22 protein-coding genes and 1 other RNA gene are annotated in these 20,718 nt (G+C 59.5%); 18 read left to right on the forward strand and 5 right to left on the reverse strand.

Translation table 11 applies throughout. The annotated features are described in order from the left end of the window. Positions 1 to 121: 121 nt before the first annotated feature. Positions 122 to 649 (forward strand): ZrgA family zinc uptake protein, encoded by a 528-nt coding sequence (locus K0B93_RS09655; protein WP_219867010.1) that lies wholly within the window; start codon positions 122 to 124, stop codon positions 647 to 649. A 2-nt stretch (positions 650 to 651) separates the two neighbouring features. Here the strand turns inward: K0B93_RS09655 and K0B93_RS09660 are convergent, their stop codons facing one another. Further along, complete coding sequence (locus tag K0B93_RS09660) at positions 652 to 1,173, reverse strand: DUF3299 domain-containing protein (protein ID WP_219867011.1); 522 nt, start codon at positions 1,171 to 1,173, stop codon at positions 652 to 654. A gap of 71 nt (positions 1,174 to 1,244) precedes the next feature. Between K0B93_RS09660 and K0B93_RS09665 the strand changes: the two genes are divergently transcribed. The 6 genes from K0B93_RS09665 to K0B93_RS09690 all read left to right on the forward strand — a co-directional run bounded on the left by K0B93_RS09665 (position 1,245) and on the right by K0B93_RS09690 (position 4,745). Further along, the gene (locus K0B93_RS09665; protein ID WP_219867012.1) at positions 1,245 to 1,961 is read left to right on the forward strand and encodes an ABC transporter ATP-binding protein; all 717 of its coding nucleotides are present in this window, start codon (positions 1,245 to 1,247) and stop codon (positions 1,959 to 1,961) included. Beyond that, a complete protein-coding gene (locus tag K0B93_RS09670) occupies positions 1,958 to 3,232 on the forward strand; it encodes an ABC transporter permease (protein ID WP_219867013.1) in 1,275 nt (424 codons plus the stop codon). Before K0B93_RS09665 ends, K0B93_RS09670 begins: the two co-directional genes overlap by 4 nt. Positions 3,233 to 3,334: 102 nt before the next feature. Next, the gene (locus K0B93_RS09675; protein ID WP_219867014.1) at positions 3,335 to 3,541 is read left to right on the forward strand and encodes a TIGR02449 family protein; all 207 of its coding nucleotides are present in this window, start codon (positions 3,335 to 3,337) and stop codon (positions 3,539 to 3,541) included. Then, entirely contained in the window at positions 3,541 to 3,837 is a 297-nt protein-coding gene (locus K0B93_RS09680) for a cell division protein ZapA (RefSeq protein WP_219867015.1), read from the forward strand. Before K0B93_RS09675 ends, K0B93_RS09680 begins: the two co-directional genes overlap by 1 nt. 74 nt (positions 3,838 to 3,911) lie before the next feature. Next, positions 3,912 to 4,093: non-coding RNA, 6S RNA (ssrS, locus tag K0B93_RS09685), on the forward strand. Positions 4,094 to 4,097: 4 nt separating this feature from the next. Next, positions 4,098 to 4,745, forward strand: a complete 648-nt coding sequence (locus K0B93_RS09690; protein ID WP_219867016.1) for a 5-formyltetrahydrofolate cyclo-ligase — start codon at positions 4,098 to 4,100, stop codon at positions 4,743 to 4,745. Here K0B93_RS09690 and K0B93_RS09695 read toward each other — a convergent pair. Both K0B93_RS09695 and ilvA read right to left on the reverse strand, forming a co-directional pair. Next, a complete protein-coding gene (locus K0B93_RS09695; RefSeq protein WP_219867017.1) occupies positions 4,715 to 4,879 on the reverse strand; it encodes a hypothetical protein in 165 nt (54 codons plus the stop codon). The two genes, K0B93_RS09690 and K0B93_RS09695, sit on opposite strands and share 31 nt — an antisense overlap. 186 nt (positions 4,880 to 5,065) lie before the next feature. Next, a complete protein-coding gene (gene ilvA / locus K0B93_RS09700; RefSeq protein WP_219867018.1) occupies positions 5,066 to 6,601 on the reverse strand; it encodes a threonine ammonia-lyase, biosynthetic in 1,536 nt (511 codons plus the stop codon). A 137-nt stretch (positions 6,602 to 6,738) separates the two neighbouring features. Here ilvA and rpiA point away from each other — a divergent pair, with 137 nt between their 5' ends. The 3 genes from rpiA (at position 6,739) to ppa (ending at position 9,346) form a co-directional block, all read left to right on the forward strand. Beyond that, positions 6,739 to 7,419, forward strand: coding sequence for a ribose-5-phosphate isomerase RpiA (rpiA, locus tag K0B93_RS09705; protein ID WP_219867019.1), 681 nt, complete (start codon positions 6,739 to 6,741; stop codon positions 7,417 to 7,419). A 144-nt stretch (positions 7,420 to 7,563) separates the two neighbouring features. Further along, on the forward strand, positions 7,564 to 8,703 hold the full coding sequence (locus K0B93_RS09710) for an acyl-CoA dehydrogenase family protein (RefSeq protein ID WP_219867020.1): 1,140 nt from the start codon (positions 7,564 to 7,566) through the stop codon (positions 8,701 to 8,703). 115 nt (positions 8,704 to 8,818) lie between these two features. Further along, complete coding sequence (ppa, locus tag K0B93_RS09715; RefSeq protein ID WP_219867021.1) at positions 8,819 to 9,346, forward strand: inorganic diphosphatase; 528 nt, start codon at positions 8,819 to 8,821, stop codon at positions 9,344 to 9,346. Positions 9,347 to 9,414: 68 nt separating this feature from the next. Here the strand turns inward: ppa and K0B93_RS09720 are convergent, their stop codons facing one another. Together K0B93_RS09720 and K0B93_RS09725 are read right to left on the reverse strand one after the other, a co-directional pair. Next, complete coding sequence (locus K0B93_RS09720; protein ID WP_219867022.1) at positions 9,415 to 10,467, reverse strand: DUF2333 family protein; 1,053 nt, start codon at positions 10,465 to 10,467, stop codon at positions 9,415 to 9,417. Between the two features lie 21 nt (positions 10,468 to 10,488). Further along, on the reverse strand, positions 10,489 to 12,474 hold the full coding sequence (locus K0B93_RS09725; RefSeq protein ID WP_219867023.1) for an EAL domain-containing protein: 1,986 nt from the start codon (positions 12,472 to 12,474) through the stop codon (positions 10,489 to 10,491). A 194-nt stretch (positions 12,475 to 12,668) separates the two neighbouring features. On the opposite strand from K0B93_RS09725, the gene K0B93_RS09730 reads away from it, so the two are divergent. The 8 genes from K0B93_RS09730 to fis all read left to right on the forward strand — a co-directional run bounded on the left by K0B93_RS09730 (position 12,669) and on the right by fis (position 20,663). Continuing rightward, a complete protein-coding gene (locus K0B93_RS09730; RefSeq protein ID WP_219867024.1) occupies positions 12,669 to 14,282 on the forward strand; it encodes a diguanylate cyclase in 1,614 nt (537 codons plus the stop codon). 298 nt (positions 14,283 to 14,580) lie between these two features. Next, the gene (gene aroQ, locus K0B93_RS09735; RefSeq protein WP_218635672.1) at positions 14,581 to 15,021 is read left to right on the forward strand and encodes a type II 3-dehydroquinate dehydratase; all 441 of its coding nucleotides are present in this window, start codon (positions 14,581 to 14,583) and stop codon (positions 15,019 to 15,021) included. 27 nt (positions 15,022 to 15,048) lie between these two features. Further along, positions 15,049 to 15,510: an acetyl-CoA carboxylase biotin carboxyl carrier protein gene (gene accB / locus K0B93_RS09740; RefSeq protein WP_219867025.1), complete on the forward strand. Its 462-nt coding sequence runs from the start codon at positions 15,049 to 15,051 to the stop codon at positions 15,508 to 15,510. Positions 15,511 to 15,528: 18 nt separating this feature from the next. Next, positions 15,529 to 16,875 carry an acetyl-CoA carboxylase biotin carboxylase subunit gene (gene accC, locus K0B93_RS09745; protein WP_219867026.1) on the forward strand — a complete coding sequence of 449 codons (1,347 nt, stop codon included), beginning with the start codon at positions 15,529 to 15,531 and terminating at the stop codon, positions 16,873 to 16,875. 29 nt (positions 16,876 to 16,904) lie between these two features. Beyond that, on the forward strand, positions 16,905 to 17,801 hold the full coding sequence (gene prmA / locus K0B93_RS09750; protein ID WP_219867027.1) for a 50S ribosomal protein L11 methyltransferase: 897 nt from the start codon (positions 16,905 to 16,907) through the stop codon (positions 17,799 to 17,801). Positions 17,802 to 17,862: 61 nt separating this feature from the next. Next, positions 17,863 to 19,125, forward strand: a complete 1,263-nt coding sequence (locus K0B93_RS09755) for a DUF3426 domain-containing protein (RefSeq protein WP_219867028.1) — start codon at positions 17,863 to 17,865, stop codon at positions 19,123 to 19,125. A gap of 225 nt (positions 19,126 to 19,350) precedes the next feature. Further along, the gene (gene dusB / locus K0B93_RS09760) at positions 19,351 to 20,349 is read left to right on the forward strand and encodes a tRNA dihydrouridine synthase DusB (protein ID WP_219867029.1); all 999 of its coding nucleotides are present in this window, start codon (positions 19,351 to 19,353) and stop codon (positions 20,347 to 20,349) included. Then, positions 20,346 to 20,663 carry a DNA-binding transcriptional regulator Fis gene (gene fis, locus K0B93_RS09765; RefSeq protein ID WP_219867030.1) on the forward strand — a complete coding sequence of 106 codons (318 nt, stop codon included), beginning with the start codon at positions 20,346 to 20,348 and terminating at the stop codon, positions 20,661 to 20,663. The genes dusB and fis overlap by 4 nt, the downstream gene beginning before the upstream one ends. Positions 20,664 to 20,718 lie beyond the last annotated feature (55 nt).

Genomic DNA, 20,718 nt, shown 5'->3' on the forward strand with positions numbered 1-20,718 from the left:
TGTTATTGAATGGAGCTTCTATCCTAGCATTCAGGCGCTTTCAAGACACGACCCGGTTGCTTTTCAGGCAGCAAAACCGGAAAATGTTATAACATATCACTTTCAATCTCGGGACTTGATCATGATTTCAGGCCGATGCCTGCCCCTTCTGGTTGCCCCATTGGTCATCACGGGGGTCACTGTCGCAGCCGATAACCCTGGCTCTCACCAGCACGGTCACGCAGAACTGCAACTGGCCATTTCCGGGCAGAAGGTAGACCTGCACTTCCAGTCGCCGGCTCAGAACCTGCTCGGATTCGAGCACCGAGCCCACACCCCGGACCAGCAGGAAACGATCGATTCGGTGGTCGAATGGCTCAGCGAGACGCCGCTGATTAACACCTCCTCAATCACTTGCATTCTCGAAAGCGTCGCCATTGAATCCGAATTTGCCGGTAACACCAGCAAGCCCGAACACGGCCAGCACGCCGATTTCGAGATCAGCCAGCTGCTGGATTGCCCCGACCTCCAAAGTGCGGAAGCGTTGACCACACCGCTGACCGAACGCTTCCCCGGACTGGAACACCTCGACGTTGCCTGGACCGGGCCGGATGGCCAGGGCGCCGTCGTACTTGAGGGGGACGGCAACCGATTCAGTCTTCGGCCCTGAATCTACTCCTGATAAGGCGACACGGCGTCCGCAACCATGGAGTAGGAGGATGTGCCGAGATCGCTTTCGGTCCGTTCGATAATCAGCGTCCCCTCGATCCAGACCGGATCGTAGAGCGCTTCCAGCTTGAACCCTTCGCGGTATTTCACGTGGATAATCTGGTTGGGCGGTGGTGGAGGCACGTGGATACAGGCGCCGTAGTATGGCACCAGAAAGAACTCCAGAATCCGCATGTCCTGAGTGGTTTTCAGGGGGACTACGAAGCCGGGAATCCGGCCTTGGACATTGCCCATGTCCGACACCACTCGGCCGGTCATGATTTCGTCAGGCAGCAGGGGCGCACCATCGCCCTCGTGCACAACTTCTGGCATATTTTCCAACAGTGCCAGATCTTCAGCCGGCATAAGTTCCAGCCAGTCGATTTCCCGGGGTTCGGCATAGGCCGACAGCGAATGCCCCAGCGTGAGCGTCAGCAAAGCCGACAGGAGCCATGGCACTTGCAGGCCAAAAACAGAATGGGACATCAGCACGGGTTCTCCATTGGATCGAGGAATCTGATTTTCGGCAATCATACACCGGACAAATAGCAATCAACATGACCCCCACGACAGAATCTGCGCCTCACCGCGCCCCGGGCCCCGCCCCTGCGATCGAAACTACTGGCCTGAGCCATTGCTGGGACAGCGAGCACTCACCGATTACCTTTCCGGACCTGACCCTACCTGCCGGTGAGCACCTGTTTCTCCATGGCCCCAGCGGCAGTGGCAAGAGTACGTTCCTGAGCCTGCTGTCCGGGATGCTATCACCCTCGACTGGTGGCATCGGGATCCTTGGCACCCCGATACATCAGCTCAATGCCGGTGACCGGGACCGATTCAGAGCAGACCACATCGGCGTCATTTTCCAGCAGTTCAATCTGGTGCCCTACCTGAGCGCCGAGGCTAACGTCACCTTGCCATGCCGGCTATCGGCGTCAAGGCGTGACGCCACCGACCCGGATCCGACCCGGGAAGCACACCGGTTACTGACAGCGCTCGCGATTCCGAAGGACTGCTGGCCACGCAGCGTCACCCGCCTGAGCATTGGCCAGCAACAACGTATTGCCGCCGCCAGGGCCCTGATCGGCGGCCCGGAAATCATTCTGGCGGACGAGCCCACGTCTGCGCTGGACAGCGACAACCGCGACCGTTTCCTCGATCTCCTGCTTACCCTGGCCGAAGAACGAAACACATCCGTACTGTTTGTCAGCCACGATCGCAGCCTGGCACAGCACTTCACCCACCAGGTCCGACTGACGGAGCCGGAGCTATGAGAGCGCAGCTGGCATTCTCCCTCGCCGCCGCCAGCCTCTGGTATCGACGGCGGGTCCTCGGACTGGTCTGCCTGACCCTGACCCTCAGCGTTACCCTGTTGCTTGGCATCCAGTATTTCCGTACCGAGGTCAAACACTCGTTCACCAGCACCATCAGCGACACCGACCTCATCATTGGCGCCCGGAGTGGCCAGCTGAACCTCCTGCTCTACACGGTGTTCCACATGGGCGATGCCACCAACAACATCCGCTGGTCGACCTTTCAGGAGCTGCGCAAGGACGCTCGCATTGACTGGCTGATACCGATTTCGCTGGGGGACAGCTATCGGGGCTTTCGGGTTGTAGGCACCGACGACGCCTTTCTGGAGCATTTCCGCTTTGGCCAGGGTCAGCCCCTGGAACTGGCCGATGGCCGCTGGTTCGATAAGGTGTTTGACGTCGTCCTCGGCGCCGGTGTCGCCCGCGAACAGGGACACGGTGTGGGTGACAGTATCGTGCTGTCCCACGGCGGCGGCCGCACCAGTTTCTCCAATCATGACGACACGCCCTTTCGCGTTACGGGGGTCCTCGCAAACACCGGCACCCCGGTTGACCGGGCGGTCTATATCAGCTTGGCAGGCATTGAAGCGATGCACGTCGGCTGGGAATCCGGGGTCGCCATTCCCGGCCGGACACTGACGCCCGAACAGGCCGAGGGTCGGGACTTCACCCCGGACGCCATCACCGCCGCCTTCGCCGGCCTCAAGCGCAAGCTTTTGACCTTCCGGGTCCAGCGCGAACTAAATCAGTACGCCGGGGAGCCCCTTTCGGCCATTCTGCCCGGTGTCGCCCTCAGCGAACTGTGGCGTCTCATGAGCCAGTTTGAACGCGCCCTGCTGGGCATCACGGGATTTGTGGTCGTTACCAGCCTGATCGGTCTGATTGCGGTTCTGCTGACCCTGCAGGCCCAACGCACCCACGAAATTTCGATCCTTCGGGCTACCGGCGCGTCTCCCGGCCTGATAGCCGCCCTGTACCTGATCGAATGTGTGGCCTTGGCCCTGGTGGCCTGCCTCCTGGCGGTGGCCCTCGGTGCTGTCGCGGTTTCTGCTCTCAGTCCATGGCTTCAGGAAGCCTACGGCCTGCAAACCCGCCTGCGGCCCCTCAATACCGTTGAATGGAGCCTGCTTGGGGCCGTGCCACTGGCCGCTCTCCTGGTTGCACTGCTGCCCGCGGCCAGCGCCTGGCGCAAGAGTCGTGCCCTGGGACTGGGCGACAGTGGCGAGGAGTGACAGGCGTCACGCGGGCACCGTAATGACAACCCTGTAAATTGACCAACTTAGCGTCCAGACTTATAGTTGATTGCAACCACAACAACCGATGTTGGGCACGTGATGGAACAGTCCGAAGTACAGGCATTAGCGGACAAGCTGGATAAGCTGATCGAGCACTGTGAAAAACTGGAGCGGGATAACGCTACCTTGCGGGACCTGCAGGATGACTGGAACCGTGAGCGGGCCCAGTTGATGCACAAGAATGATCTTGCCAAAAACAAGATCGAAGCCATGATTGGCCGCCTGAGGGCGCTGGAGCACCACTGATGTCTCAGCAATCCACCACCGTAGAGGTGAAGATTCTCGACAAGGAATACCTGGTCGCCTGCCCGGAGGAGGAACGCGAAGCCCTGTTGCGCGCGGCCCGGCATCTGGACGACAAGATGCGTGAAATCCGCTCCAGCGGCAAGGTATTCGGCACCGAGCGTATAGCGGTCATGGCCGCCCTCAACATCACACATGAACTGCTGGAACGGGACACCATGTCTGATGCCACCAGCTCACTTCTGCAGGCCATGGGAAGCAAGCTGGACAACGCCCTGGGCGAGCCCTCCGGCCAGTAGGCATTCTTAACTCTCGGCAAGGGTTACAGAATCGGTGTTGCAATCGGCCCCGGCTGTGCCCGTATAATGAAGTCAACTTCCTGGGCTGTTCGCGATAGTCGGATACGTCCTCGAGCCGATGCGCATTACCCAGGTGGCTACTTCAGGGCATTGTGAGCACGTCCCCGACAGGGGAAAGCCTAATATGTCACAGCGGCCACCGACCTTGAACTTTGGGTTCAAGGGCAACATCCGATAACGGCAGCCCGGGAAGCTTTATTTTGAGCCAGTTTATCGATCCCCAACCTTTCGATTCCCAGTCCGATACGTTTTCGCGCAGCGAACTCCGCAAGCACTTGCGCCAGCAGCGCCGCTCCCTGTCGTACGAACAACAGCAACAGGCATCCGAACACCTCGCCCTGAATCTGCTGAATAACCCCGATCTGCACCGGGCCCGACACATTGCCATCTACTTGCCGAATGACGGCGAGATTGACCCACGACTGTATATGGATCTGGGTCGACGCAAAGGTATCCGGTTCTATCTGCCGGTTCTCCACCCGATTCATCCGGGAAGACTGGCCTTCAGCCCTTACTCCGACGACGTCGAGTTACGCCCCAACCGCTTTGGCATACCGGAGCCTGCATTCAGCGACGGACTCAGGCGCCCGGCCTGGGCATTGGATGCGGTACTGTTTCCGCTGGTGGGATTTGATGAAGACGGGGGACGACTGGGCATGGGGGGAGGATTTTATGACCGGACCTTCGCCTTCTGCCGGCTTCGGCCGAGGCTGGCCCCCAAATTGATCGGGCTTGCCCACGATTTCCAGAGGGTGCGACAGTTACCCACTGAGCCGTGGGACGTACCGCTGCACGGTGTGGTAACCGACCGGAGGTGTTACCGGTTCAGGCGACCTTCAGCGACCTGAAGCGCTCCAACGGTGACACCAGCCTCGATGCGGGGTTGATCTTCGGAAGCGTGAATCGACGTGAACCCGGTGATGACAAGGCCGACAGCAAATATCAGCACAACGGCTTTGATAATGTCAGGCTTGCCGCCCATGGTTTTCGCTTCCTTCAAAGTTGGTTATTAAAATGTTTGAAATCAGGTAGCTATTTCTGTTTCCAAGAATTAATCGAAAGATTAACATGCATCCCGCTTTTTACAATTTTTGACAGGTTACTGTTTTGTAATATTTCCGGAATACAACAACCGGCCCGCCTCTGACCGGTCGGACCGTGGCCTGGGCTACCCGCCCTGACTGTTGCCGGCGCCAAGGAACAGCTGGTACGCCTCGTTGTCGGTCATGTTCTCATACCGGAAACCGACTTTGTCGAGCATCTTCTCGAAGTCTTTTACTTCCCCGTCATCCACTTGGGCTCCCAGCAGAACCCGGCTGTAGGCCGCACCGTGGTTGCGGTAATGGAACATTGAAATATTCCAGCGGGTACCGAGGGACATCAGGAATTTCAGGAGCGCACCCGGACGCTCGGGAAACTCGAACTGGAAGACCTTTTCATTGGTGATGCTCGGCGCATGGCCGCCGACCATGTGGCGGATATGCTGCTTGGCGAGGTCGCTGTCGGTCAGGTCAATCACACCGTAGCCGGACTCCCGGAGGTCCTGCACCAAGTCCTCACGGCCGTGGCCACCGGCCTGAATCTGGATACCAACGAAAATCGTCGCCTCTTCGCGATCGGCGAAACGGTAGTTGAATTCCGTGATACTGCGTTTGTGCAGGGCGTTGATAAACGTCTTGAACGCCCCGGGTTTCTCCGGAATGGTCACGGCGAGAATCGCTTCTCGCTGCTCACCGATTTCCGTGCGCTCAGACACGTAACGCAGCCGGTCGAAGTTCATGTTGGCACCACTCAGGGTGGCCACCATGTTTTCGCCTTCGATCTGCTCTCGCTGGATGTATTTCTTGATGCCGGCAACACCCAGCGCCCCCGCAGGCTCAGCAATCGACCGGGTATCCTCGAACACATCCTTGATGGCGGCGCAGATTTCGTCTGTGGATACGGTGATCACCTCGTCAACATGATCCTTGCAGATTTCCCAGGGGTATTTGCCAATCTGCTTGACCGCCACGCCGTCGGCAAAAATGCCCACCTCATCCAGAACCACCCGCTTGCCCGCCTTCATGGCAGCCTGCAGGCAGTTGGAGTCTTCGGGCTCGACTCCAATGACCTTGATCTCGGGGCGCAGGTACTTGATGTAGGCCGCCATGCCGGCAATAAGGCCACCGCCGCCAACACAGATGAAGATGGCGTGGATGGGCTGACTGAACTGCCACATGATTTCCATGGCCACGGTGCCCTGCCCCGCGATCACGTCAGGATCGTCAAACGGGGGAATGTAGGTGTAGCCATGCTTCTGGATCAGTTCCTGCGCATGGGCCGCGGCTTCGTCAAAGGCGTCGCCCCTGAGCACCACCCGGGCGCCATGGTCCCGCACCGAGCGCACCTTGATCTCCGGCGTGGTCTGCGGCATGACGATCACCGCCTTGATCCCCAGTTTTTTGGCCGCCAGCGCCACGCCCTGGGCATGGTTGCCGGCCGAGGCACAAATCACACCTTTGGCCTTCTGTTCTTCCGACAGTTGCGCAATCCGGTTGTACGCACCGCGAATCTTGAAAGAAAACACCGGCTGAAGGTCTTCGCGCTTGAGCAGAATGTTATTGCCAAAACGCTTGGACAGACTGCGGGCTTCAGTCAGAGGTGTTTCGATGGCCACGTCATAGACGCGCGCATCGAGAATCTTCTTGATGTAGCGTTGCGGCATAGCGGTTCCGGTCGTTGGTGGTTGGCTGGGAAAAACCAACAGTGTAGAAAGTTTGCACGGCAGCCGTCTATAAGCAGACCGCCCGGAAGCGCTATAATGATGCGAAACTCATCCAGAATTGCACCCGGAGCCCCTCCATGACCCAGGACGAACTCAAAAAAGCCGTGGCAAAAGCCGCCGTCGACTACATCGCACCTCGCCTCGACAGCGACAGCATCATTGGCGTGGGGACTGGAAGCACCGCCAACTTCTTCATCGACATGCTGGCAGATCTGAAAAACGAGTTTGACGGTGCCGTTGCCAGCTCCGAGGCGACTGCCGAACGTCTGAAAAGCCACGGCATTCCGGTGTATGATCTGAACAGTGCCGGCTCGCTGGAATTCTATGTTGACGGCGCCGATGAAGCCAACGAGCGTCTGGAGCTGATCAAAGGCGGGGGCGCTGCGTTAACCCGCGAGAAGATTGTGGCCGCGGTCGCGGAGACCTTTGTCTGCATTGCCGACGAATCGAAGATGGTGGGCGTGCTGGGTGGCTTCCCGTTGCCAGTGGAGGTCATTCCGATGGCGCGCAGCCATGTGGGCCGCGAAATCGTGAAACTGGGTGGTGATCCGGTTTACCGGGAGGGCGTGGTCACCGACAACGGCAACATCATTATTGACGTCCACAACCTCGACATCTCGCGCCCGATCGACGTGGAAGAAAAACTGAACAACATCGTTGGTGTGGTAACCAACGGGCTGTTTGCCCGCCGCCCTGCGGATCTCCTCCTGCTGGGCACAAGCACCGGGGTGAACAGCATTTCCCGCCCGGGTACCTGACCGGCAACGCGCGCGAATTCGAGCTGAAGCTGGCCTCCGGGCCAGCTTTTTTATTGTCCCGATCAACCATAACCAAGCGCTTGCTTGGTAGCCGAAAGTGCGCAACACTGCATCCCATGATTCCAGATCACAGGGAGCCTTACCGTGTCCGATTACTTCGACGACGTCCATGAACAGGCGCGCCTGAGCGCCCGGAAATTCATCAGTGCCCACGTCCTGCCCCATATCGACGACTGGGAAGAAGCCGGCGAATTCCCGCGGGAGCTGTACCGGCTGGCGGGCGACGCGGGCCTACTGGGCATCGGCTTCCCGGAGGAACTCGGCGGCACCGGCGAAGGCGACATTTTCCTGCGCGTGGCCGTTTCGGAAGAGCTTATGCGATCCACCTCCGGCGGCCTAGTGGCCAGCCTCGGCTCTCTCGACATCGGCCTGCCCCCAGTGGCCAAGTGGGCGCGCCCGGAAATCCGGGAACAGATCGTGCCACCGGTCCTGCGGGGCGAAAAAATTGCCGCCCTGGCGGTCACCGAGCCCGGGGGCGGCTCCGACGTCGCTCACCTGAAAACCCGTGCGGTCCGGGACGGCGACCATTACATCGTCAACGGCAGCAAGACCTTCATTACGAGCGGGCTGCGCGCCGATCACTACACGGTGGCGGTGCGCACCGGCGGCGAGGGTCACAGCGGCATCAGCCTGCTGCTGGTCGACCGGGACATGCCAGGCTTTTCGACCGGCAGGAAGCTGCGCAAGATGGGCTGGTGGGCAAGCGACACCGCGGAGCTGTTTTTCGAGGATTGTCGGGTGCCCGCCGACCGCCTGATCGGCGCCGAGAACGCCGGTTTCATCGCCATCATGAGTAATTTCTTGGCAGAACGGCTGAGCCTGTCGATCATGGCGTACATGACCGCCCAACTGGCGTACGAAGCTGCCCTGGAGTATGCCAACCAGCGCGAGGCCTTCGGTCGCAACCTCACCGGCTTTCAGGTTACCCGCCATAAACTGGTGGACATGGCTACCCAGATCGACGTTGCCCGGGAATACACCTACCGCTGTGCCGATCTGATGCAGGCCGGCAAGAACCCGGTGAAAAAGGTCGCCATGGCGAAAAACTTTTCGGTGGATGTGTGCGAAAAGGTCACCCGGGAGGCGGTGCAGATCTTCGGGGGCATGGGCTACATGCGGGAGTCGGTGGTCGAACGTCTGTACCGTGACGGCAAGATCCTGTCCATCGGCGGCGGCACCACCGAGATCATGAAGGAGCTGATCAGCAAACAGCTCAAATTCTAGTTCGCCGGGCAAGACCAACGTTTAGTTTCGAACTGCAGGATACTTCCGTATAATTGCGCCCACTTTTTAGCCGCAGTTAAACACACTATCTAAACGCACCCTGGAAGGATCGACTATGCAATTCTCGAACATTCCCTCAGGCAAGAATCCGCCTGAAGACATCTACGTTGCCATCGAAATCCCGGCCAACAGCTCACCGGTCAAGTACGAACTGGACAAGGACATGGGTGCCCTGCTGGTCGACCGTTTCATGGCGACGCCAATGTTCTACCCGGCCAACTACGGGTTCATCCCGCACACTCTGGCCGACGACGGCGATCCACTGGACGTACTGGTCGTGACCCCGTACCCGGTCCAGGCCGGTTCGGTTATCCGCTGCCGCCCGGTGGGTGTGCTGAACATGGAAGACGAAGCCGGCGGTGACGCCAAGCTGGTGGCGGTACCCCACGACAAACTGACCACCACGTACCATGGCGTCAAGGAAATCGACGACCTGCCCGAGCTGCTGCGCGACCAGATCAAGCACTTCTTCGAGAACTACAAGACGCTCGAACCCGGCAAGTGGGTCAAGGTACAGGGTTGGGATAACGCCGCTGCCGCCAAGAAAGCCATCGAAGAGTCGATCAAGGCCTACAAGGGCTGATCAACCCGCTTTTGACGCACAAAAAACCGGGCAGAAGCCCGGTTTTTTTGTTTTCGTGGCCCCCTTAACTAGCCACGGGAGAGCAGATCCCGCATGTCGCTGATCGCTGCGTTGGCCCGGGACAGATAGGCCGCCATGGTGAGGGAGTGATTGGCCAGCACCCCGAAACCATTGCCGTTGAGCACCACCGGGCTCCACATCGAACCCTGCGCCCCTTCGAGTTCGATAATGACCTGCTTCACGCTGGCCATGGCATTCTTGTCCTGCAGCACCTTGCGAAAATCAACTTCAATGGCGCGGAAGATGTGCAGCAGGGCCCAGGAACTGCCGCGAGCCTCGTAAAACACGTCGTCGATCCGTGTCCAGGGCGTTTTCACATCAATGGAACCGGTTTCCTCGTCCAGCGGATCGTCCTGGTTAACGTTGGCGACCGCATCGGATACCGACGCTTTACCAACGCTTTCCCCGAGAGTCCGGGACAGACTGCCCAGACGGGTCTCCAGGTCAGCCAGCCAGTTGCTCAGGTTATCGGCACGGGCAAAAAACTGGGCATCAGGCTGCTCCGGATCCGACAGGCGGTTGAGATAGCGCTTGAGCCCCCGGATTCCGCGACGGTACTCGGCTTCGGTCGACGGAATCGCCCAGCTGTTGCTGTCAAAATGGAACTGTGGCTCGGCAATGGTGAGGTCCCGATCCTCGGCGGATTGGCTCTGGGACCGGCTAATGTCCTTGCGCATGGCCCGGGACAGATCCCGCAGCTGGACCAGCACGCCGTACTCCCAGTTCGGCGTGTTGTCCAACCACAGGCCCGGCGGAAAAATATCGTTAGAAATGTAGCCACCCGGCTTGTCCAGAAGTGTCTCGGCAATGCGGATCATGGTCACCGTTGTTGCAAACCCGGTGATCGGCTCCCGCTGCATCTCTTTAGCCACCGAACGGGTATGCTCCCTTACCGAGAATTCTTCCGGCTCGCTACTCCAGTACATGCCAAGGACGATGGTCACCAACAGGTACACCACCAACACGATCAGAATGAATTTCCCAATCATACCGCGGCCGCCGGCATAATCCTGAACGTCGTCTTTCTTGTCCCTGAAATACTGTCTGAGTTTGCCTGGCATAGACTCTTATTCCCCTGTCGATTAGTGTTCAGCAGCAAATGGTCGACCAAGATGGTACCCCATGGCCCCGTCAATACCCAGTTTGGTGACCACCGAGTACTCCGCTGACGTTTCCACACCGGTCGCGAACACCTTCACCCCCCGGCTGTGTGCAATGGACACCACGGATTCCAGATAAAAGCGGTTGTCATCGTGAGTGTCTATATCGTGGATGAATGAGTTATCAATACGCAATGCCTGGACGCTCAGATTCCTCAGGTAGCTGAAGGGCACCCCACCCACGCCGAAGCGATCCACCAGCACGGGCACCCCGAGGCGAACCAGGGCCTTGACCAGCAGACCTACCGCGGTCCGGTGGTGGTGGATGGTGTGTTCCGATATGCCAATCCAGAGATTTTCCGCGGGCGAACCGGCCTCCTCCAGCATGGCAAGCATCTCCTTGCGGAAAGACTCACTGGCTACGGACGCACTGCTCAGTGACACCGCCAGCGGTTCGTCCGGGCGTTCGGCCAGCCGCTTCAGAACCCTTTGCATCAACAGCCGGTCAATGTCCGAGATCAGACCAAAGCGCTCGGCCATGGGAATGAAAGCGCCTGCCTTGAGGGGGCCTTCCGGTCCGTCGATGCGGGAAAATACCTGATGGTAGACCGGCTGGGACTGGTGCTCACTGACCATCGGCTGCAACCAGAGTGACAGGTTCTGCTCGCGGATGGCCTGGCTGATAATCACCCGCCAGGTCTCAAGGTTGTGATGCCCCTCCTTTTCCGTTTCCGCAAGGTGGCAACCGGTCTCTTCGTTGGCCTGGGCCAGCCGCAGGGCTTCATCGGCCGCCGCCAGCAACTCGCGTATGCCGCGACCTTCTCCGGTACGTGCCACGCCGGCATGAACGGCGGTTTCCAGTGGCGCCGCAAGGTCAGCGTAGACCCCGTCCAGCTCGGCCACCAGATCCTGGCACCAGATGCCCGCATCCGCCGGCATCGCCCCGGGCACATAGATACAGAATTCGGCACCATTGCGGCGCCCGGCAAACGATCCCATGTGGGCAGCGACAAACCCGTTGACCACCACGGCTGCCCGCAGCAAAAGCCGGTCCGCCTCGCTTCGGCCGTAGGTCTGATTGTAGGCGGAAAAGTCCCAAAGCTGCACCAGAATCAAGGCGCCAGGGGCCGCCTTTTCCTCGGATTCCACCTCAACTTTCAGACGCTGATCAAACGCACTTCGGCTCGCCAGTCCGGTGACCGGGTCCTCGTTATTTACCCGACGCAGATGCTGAATCAGCTTTGCCTGCCCCTCGAAAAGCTGGCCAAGATCGTCGGCCATCTGATTCATGGCAGCCGTGACCTGGTTTACCTCACGGGTGGACTTGACGGTCACCCGCTGACGGAAATCCCGGTTTCCGAGTGCCTGGGCCTGTCGCTCCAGGGCCCGCAGGGGCCGAAGGGTTCGCTTCAGCAGCAGAAACAACGCAAACAGGCCAACGCCGCCGATGATCGCTGTGCTGGCAACAAGACCAATCGTAATTCGCCACAGGTCCGTGTAAGCCCGACCCGGATTACTCACGACCTCCACCTTGCCCAACCGGCTCCAGCCCCGGACGACTTCCGCTTCCGCCACCGTCAGCTCAAGATCCGCAAACGCACGAAACCATGACGGCACCCCACTGTCGGACAACGTCATCGCACGCCCCGCCACCTCGCGCCCCTGATGGTTGAGGTAACGCACGGACAAATAACGCCCGCTGTCGAACACGGCATCGATCAGCGAGGCCGCGGCAACCGGATCCCGGGCATCGATGGCATTGGACAGGGACAATCCGACCGCGGTCGCACCATCCCTCGCGTGTCCGGCCAGTTGCTCTGACACGTAAGTGCGAAAGTAGCCGTAGCTGGTCACGAATCCGACCACCAGAACAAGAACCAGCAGGGAGCCGGTGAACAACAGCAGAATCGTGCGCAGCGTGGCCGCGCCGCACTGGGTTCGATGAATGCAGGTATGCTTCCGTGCCATGGAAGGTTTCTCCGATTGACTGCACGCCAGCCGGTCGGTGGATTGTGACTTGCACCGCAGAGTTGACAAACATTTACATGGAGCAACCTACGCCGACAACACTAAACACTATAGACTCTGGTAAAGAACTGAGGTGGAAAATCGTCCAGATCGGGACGGGCGACCTATAACGAAAAGAGACAGGCCAGAGCACCATGAACGACGAAAGCCAGAAAGAAAAACTCAGGCAGCATTTCGCCCGACGTGTAACAACCCAGGCCCGAGTTGTTCTGGATACCTGGCAGAAAATTCATGAAGACAAAAGTCTTTCCGGCGCCCACCACGGCGAATTTGTCGCCGCCACCGACAAGCTGGTGCGCTACGCACAGCGCTTTGAAATGGCCGGCCACGCCGATGCCGGCAAGAAAATCCTCGGATTACTGGCCGACTGGCCTGCGGACACTCCTCTGGAAGATGCACTGGCGCGACAGATTCAGGATGCCATTGAGGCGCTGTCCCGCAGCACCCTCCGGCGCACCGACCTCGACAACACCGAGGCGCCGCACCAGTTCCGCCGCACCCCGGTGTACATTGCTCTGGCCAATCAGGAAATGGCGGGCCGTCTGATCCGCCAACTGGAATTCTTCGGCTTCCGGGCGTCCGCCTTCAGCTCGGCCGAGGAACTGATTGAGGCCTGCGCCCTGCACAAACCCGAAACCATCCTCATGGATGTAAATTTCGGCGACGCGGTAAATGCCGGCCTCGCCACCATTGAGCAACTGCAGGAACGTCACGACACCCCGATCCCAATCATCTTCATGAGCGACGAGGACGGCTCCATCGAGACCCGCCTGCGGGCTTCCCGGTGTGGCGGCGAGGAATTCTTCTATCCGGCCGTCGACCCGGGACAACTGATAGAAAAAATCGAGACCTACACCCACGGCAACACGGTTGAACCCTACAAGGTACTGGTGCTTGACGATTCCCGGGCCCAGGCCAAGTACATGGAAACGGTGCTGAAAAAGGCCGGCATGACCGCGCACATCATCACCGATCCCATGCAGATCATTCACGCGCTCGAGGAGTTCTCCCCCGAGATCATCATTCTCGACATGTACATGCCCGGCTGCACCGGCATGGAAATCGCGCGGGTGATCCGCCAGCAGGATCGGTTCCACAGTGTGCCCATCATTTACCTGTCCGCCGAAGAGGATGTGAGCAAACAGCTGCACGCCATGAGCCTGGGCGGCGACGACTTCCTGACCAAGCCGATCGACCCCAAGCACCTCGTGGCCACCATCCACAACCGGGGGCGCCGGGCACGCTCGCTATTGGCCCTGATGATTCGAGACAGCCTGACCGGGCTCTACAACCACACTCACACACTGCACCTGCTGGATCAGGAAATTGTCCGGGCACGTCAGAAAGACCAGCCGCTGAGTTTCGCGATGATCGACATCGATTACTTCAAGAAGGTGAACGATACCTTCGGTCACCCGATTGGCGACCGGGTACTGAGAAGCCTCTCGATGTTCCTGAAACAGCGGCTGCGCAAGACCGACCACATCGGACGCTACGGCGGCGAGGAATTCGCCATCATTCTGCCCAACACGCGCCCCAGCGACGCCCGGAATGTCCTGAACGAGATTCGCGAGCGGTTCTGCGAACTGCACCAGCCCGCGGGTGACCGGGAATTCAATGTAACCTTCAGCTGCGGCGTCGCCGCCTGGCAGGGCGAGTCGTCACAGGCCCTCTGTGAACGGGCCGATCGCGCCCTCTACGACTCCAAGAACGCCGGCCGGAACTGCGTCACCACGTCCTCGGAATAGGTCAGCTCCGGCAATCCCACCCCCCGCCGCAAGGCCACCCCGGTTGGGTCGAGCCTGCCGGTTCGCCTTCGTTAGTATGAAACCAACGTCGTATAGCGCTTGCGGCATCTGTTGACGACAATGATTGTCATCAATGGAAAGCTTCCTTTTCGATGCAGAAGCCGTCTTTTTACGACCAATGGCCAACATGGATGATTGTCAAAAAGTGTTGATCTGATTGAAACAAGCACGCACCATTATGAGAACGTGCTGTTATTTTCGGCGATCCTGTAAAAAAGACAAAAAGGCAGACTGAACCATGTCGACAATTCTCGTGCTCCATGGCCCGAACCTGAACATGCTCGGAACGCGCGAGCCTGAGGTCTACGGGTACGAGACACTGGCCGACATTGATGATCGGCTCCGGCAGACAGCGGCGGAAAAGGGGCACCACCTCCTGCACCTACAGTCCAACGCCGAGTACGAGCTGATCGAGCGGGTTCATGAGGCCAGGGCGGAGGGCGTGGATTACCTTATCATCAATCCGGCAGCCTTCACGCACACCAGCATTGCCCTCCGGGATGCCGTGCTGGCATCCGGCATCCCCTTCATCGAGGTGCATCTTTCCAATGTCCATGCGCGGGAACCCTTCCGCCATCATTCTTATTTTTCCGATATCGCCGAAGGCGTTATCTGTGGGCTGGGTAGCCAGGGGTACGACCTCGCTCTCCGGGCGGCCCTGCAACGCATTCACCGATAGACCAGACATAACGGGACTGGATTAACTATGGATATTCGCAAGATCAAGAAACTTATCGAGCTGCTCGAGGAATCCGATGTCGAGGAGCTGGAGATTCATGAAGGTGATGACTCGGTGCGCATTTCCCGGCGCCGCGAACAGGTCGCCGGTACCCAGTACGTGAGTCACTACCCGGCTCCGGCGCCGCAGTCTGCGCCGGCCCAGGAAGCCCACTCTGCACCGGCAAAGGAAGAGTCAGCACCGGCCGCGCCAAGCGGTCATTCCTTGAAGTCCCCGATGGTCGGCACCTTCTACCGTTCGCCGTCTCCGACTGCCAAGGCATTCGTGGAGGTGGGTCAGTCAGTGAAAGCTGGTGACGTTGTCTGCATCGTGGAAGCGATGAAGATGATGAACCAGATCGAAGCCGACAAGAGCGGCACCGTCACTGAAATTCTGGTCGAGAACGGCCAGCCGGTGGAGTTTGATCAGCCTCTGATCGTCATTTCCTGAACTCGGTGATTGCTACTCATGGCCATGTTAGAAAAAGTTCTGATCGCGAACCGGGGTGAAATTGCCCTCCGGATCTTGCGCGCCTGTAAAGAGCTGGGCATCAAAACAGTGGCAGTGCATTCCCAGGTCGACCGCGACCTGATGCACGTACGACTGGCAGACGAATCCGTCTGCATCGGTCCCAATAACGCGCTGGACAGCTACCTTAACATTCCGACCATCATCAGCGCCGCTGAGGTGACGGATTCCGTCGGCATCCACCCCGGCTACGGCTTTCTCGCCGAGAACGCCGACTTCGCCGAGCAAGTCGAGAAAAGTGGTTTTCACTTCATCGGGCCCCGGGCCGAAACCATTCGCCTGATGGGCAACAAGGTTTCGGCCATCAACGCCATGATCAAGGCTGGCGTTCCGACCGTGCCCGGCTCGGATGGCCCGCTGACCGATGACGATGAGCGTACCCTGCGAATTGCCCGCGAGATCGGTTACCCGGTGATGATCAAGGCCGCCTCTGGTGGCGGTGGTCGCGGCATGCAGGTGGTGCATTCCGAAGCGGCACTGCTGAAGGGCGTCCAGATTACCCAGAGTGAAGCCCGGAATTCATTCGGCGACCCGACCGTGTACCTGGAAAAATTCCTGGAGCGACCGCGTCACGTGGAAGTTCAGGTACTCGCAGACATGCATGGCAACTGCATCCATCTGGGCGATCGCGACTGCTCCATGCAGCGGCGGAACCAGAAAGTCATCGAGGAGGCTCCGGCTCCGAACGTGAACCCCGAAGCAAGGGCCCGCACGCTCAAGGCCTGCGTCGATGCCTGCAAGGAAATCGGCTACGTGGGCGCTGGCACCTTCGAGTTCCTGTACCAGGATGGTGAGTTCTACTTCATCGAAATGAACACGCGCGTGCAGGTGGAACACCCGGTGTCCGAAATGGTCACGGGCGTGGACATCGTGCGCGAGCAGCTGCGCATCGCCAGCGGCCTGCCCCTGCAGTACAGCCAGGAGGACATCCGCATCTCCGGTCATGCCATTGAGTGCCGGATCAACGCGGAGGACCCCAAGACCTTCGCGCCCAGCCCGGGCAAGGTGAAGCATTTCCACGCCCCGGGTGGCAACGGCGTCCGTGTCGACTCTCATCTTTACAGTGGTTACACGGTGCCGCCGTTCTACGATTCCCTGGTGGCCAAGCTGATCACCTGGGGCGACGATCGGGAAATCGCCCGCCGGCGCATGAAAAACGCTCTGGACGAGCTGGTGGTCGAGGGCATCAAGACGAATCAACCCCTGCACGCTAAACTGGTACGCGATGGTGGCTTCAAACAGGTAGACTTCACCATTCATTACCTTGAAAAACTGATGCGGGACTAACGTCCTGCATCACCGCTGCAGGAACGCCTATGCCCTGGATACAACTTCAGATCCCGGCTGATCCGGACAACGCGGATCAGCTCGAGGATCTGCTCATGGAAATGGGCGCCGATGCCGTTTCCATGGAAGATGCCGCCGACCAGCCGCTTTACGAACCGGATCCGGGGACAACCCCCTTGTGGAGCCAGACCACCGTTACCGGCCTGTTCCAGTCCGACCGGGACATCGACCAACTGTGCTCGGACGTCCGGGACGCCTGGCATCAGGCGACCCAGCAGACCCTGGCCGACATCGAGGTCACCCTGGTCGAGGACAAGGACTGGGAACGGGCCTGGATGGACGATTTCCACCCTCTGAAATTCGGCGAACGTCTCTGGATCGTACCGAGCTGGCACGACGCGCCGGACCCGGACGCTGCCAATCTGATGCTGGATCCGGGCCTGGCCTTTGGCACCGGCACTCACCCGACCACAGCGCTGTGCCTGGAGTGGCTGGACGGACACGATGTCCGTAACCGGCAGGTGACCGACTATGGCTGCGGTTCGGGAATCCTAGGCCTGGCCGCCCTGCTGCTTGGCGCCGATCATGTGGTCGGTGTCGACACGGATCCGCAGGCACTGGAAGCCAGCCGCGAAAATGCCCGCCGCAACGGCGTCGACGACAGCCGCCTCGACCTCTATCTGCCGGACAATGAGCCGGACACCAAGGCCGACGTGATGCTGGCCAACATCCTGGCACAGCCACTGATTGGCCTGGCACCACACCTCGCCGCCCGGACCAAACCCGGTGGAGACCTGGTGCTGTCGGGCATCCTGTCGCACCAGGCCCGTGAGGTCATGGCCGCCTACGAGCCCTGGTTCGTGATGGACGAACCCGAACAGCGCGAAGAATGGATCCGCCTCACAGGACGACGCCACGGTGGATGACGAACAAGGCCTTAACGACTAAACTCCGCACTCGTAGCCTAGTCGCTTTCAGGAACGACGCATGACCCAGAGCAGCCTGCAGACCCAATGCCCCAAATGCGAGACCCGTTTTCGGGTAACGGACGAACAGCTTGGCATTGCCAAGGGCAAGGTTCGCTGCGGCAACTGCATGGCGGTGTTCAACGCTATCGATCACCAGGTGCTCCCGCGCACCAGTCGGGCCCAAACGCCCCCAAAACCGGCGTCCAGGGCGCCGGACGCGAGTGCAGGTACTACCACTCCGGCCACGGCCAGTTCCTTCGCCTCCGAAGAAGATTTCGTCTTTGCTGACAACCCCGAGGAAGATGCGGCCGAAGGCCCGTATGCGGGCAGCAAGATGACGTTTTCCGATGATGAGCTCAGCGACAGTTTCCGCACTGCAGATGGCCAGAGCAAATCGGACTTTCACGACGCCGACGACGATTCGCCAAACAACGATATCGACGAGAGCTGGGCTGAGGCCATTCTCGAGGATACCGACAAACCGTCACCAGCGTCCCGGAAGGAAGAAGTTCCGAGAAGGCCAGAACCCCGCCCGGAGCCGACGTCCCGGCCCTCCACCCGGTCGCCAGAGCCTTTTTCCAGACCGGCTCCCGAACCGGAGATGGTTCCCGACTTCGACGAACCCCTCAGACCTGCCAAGACGGGGCCGCAAGGCGACGACTTCCACGACGACTTTGGCACCGAGCCTCTGTTCGAGGCAGACAGCCGGAACGAACGGCTCGGCGAACCCATGGCGGCCACCATCCCGTTCGACGACCTTCGTCGGGAACCAGTATCCGTCCGGGGTGGCGGCACCGGCAAGCTCCGCACATTTGTCTGGACCCTGGTCGTGCTCACTCTGATCGGCGTACTGGTTGCCCAGGTTACCTGGTACCAGTTCGACCGACTGGCCGCCATCCCGGAACTGCGGCCGTTCTATGAAAAAGGCTGCGAGCTGGCTGGCTGCGAACTGGAGCCACTGGTCAATGTGGACGCTATCCAGAGCCGCAAACTGGTGGTCCGGACAGACCCGGAAAACCGGAGCCAGCTGGTGGTGGATGCCGTCATCATCAACCGGGCCGCGTTCGAACAACCTTTCCCGGCCATCGCCCTGACTTTTTCCAACCTGAACGGGGACGTGATCGCCCAGAGCATCTTCACCCCGGACGAATACCTGGCCGGAGACGGACAGGATCTCGATATGATGCCCAAGGATACGCCGGTCCGGATCGCTATCGATATCCGTGACCCCGGCAAAGATGCGGTGAACTACAACCTCAATTTCCGCCCCTACTCGCCCTGAAATGGTAAGCGAGCATTTACTCGACAGTGAACGCCGGCGGCCACCAAACAGAACAAAAGTCAACCAGAAAGCACGAAAAATAATCAGTTTTTTCGTGATCAAGCCCCTTCAATCACGCCGCCCCCGACGGTATCATTAGCGCCCTTCGGACACTGAATCGATTACTTATTGAACAATCGATCGGTACCGTCTCTTGCTTCACCCGCTGTGACACGGACTCAGATCATGCTGCCAACGGCAAAAATCGGGCCGTACACCTTGCCCAACCCGCTTATTGTTGCGCCCATGGCCGGCGTAACGGACCGCCCCTTCCGGCTACTGTGCCGCAGGATGGGAGCCGGCCTCGCGGTATCGGAAATGGTCATAGCGGACAGCAAGCTCTGGCATACGCGAAAATCCCGGACCCGCCTGAATCACGAAGGTGAACCGGAACCCCGTTCGGTACAGATTGCGGGCGGTGATCCCGAGATGCTGGCCGACGCCGCCCGACAGAATGCCGAATTCGGCGCCCAGATCATCGACATCAATATGGGGTGTCCGGCCAAGAAGGTGTGCAACAAGGCGGCGGGATCGGCCCTGATGAAGGATGAGGGTCTGGTCCGCGAGATTCTGAACGCGGTGGTGAGCGCCGTCGATATCCCGGTAACGCTGAAAATGCGTACCGGCTGGGATTCGGACAACCGTAACGCAGCAGTCATTGCCCGGATGGCCGAAGACGCCGGTATCCAGGCGCTGGCCATCCACGGTCGTACCCGGGCGGACAAGTACAATGGCGATGCCGAGTACGACACCATCGCCGACGTCAAATCCCGGGCTCAGATCCCGGTGTTCGCCAATGGCGACATCAGCTCGCCAGAGAAGGCTCAGCAGGTACTCAAACACACGGGCGCCGATGGCCTGCTGATCGGTCGGGGTGCCCAGGGACGGCCGTGGATATTCCGGGAAATCCTCCACTACCTGGAGACCGGAAGGCATCTGCCGGAACCGCCGCTGGATGACGTGGAACAGATCCTGATCGAGCACCTGGCCGCCCTACACAGCTTCTACGGCGAAAAGATGGGCGTGCGTATTGCCAGAAAACACGTGGGCTGGTACCTGCAGTCCCACGACCAGAGCAAACAGTTCCGTAAACGCTTCAACGCGATCGACGATGCGCTGGAGCAGACAGACAGTATTCAACAGTACTTTGCAGGCTTACGAAATGGAGAGGTATTCGCAGCATGACCGCTGAGACTTTGGCAAACGAGAATCTAAGCACCCCGGCCAGCGAGGATATTCACCAGCTTCAGACGGTGAATGGCAATGGCAACAGCGTCACCCTGCGTGACAGCGTCGAGGTTGCCCTGAAAAACTACTTTGCGCAGCTTGATGGCGCGCCGGTCACCGAGGTGTACCAGCTGGTACTGTCCGAGGTGGAGGCACCGCTGCTGGAGCAGGTGATGAAATATACCCGCAACAACCAGACCAAGGCCTCGACCATGCTTGGACTGAATCGCGGCACCCTGCGTAAGAAGCTGAAGCAATACGGTCTGCTATAATCCAGACACCCTGACTTGATGAGGGCCTCCCGGAAACCATTCGCGAGGCCCTTAT

The organism is Marinobacter sp. F4218, assembly GCF_019443085.1.
Classification (GTDB): Bacteria; Pseudomonadota; Gammaproteobacteria; order Pseudomonadales; family Oleiphilaceae; genus Marinobacter; species Marinobacter albus.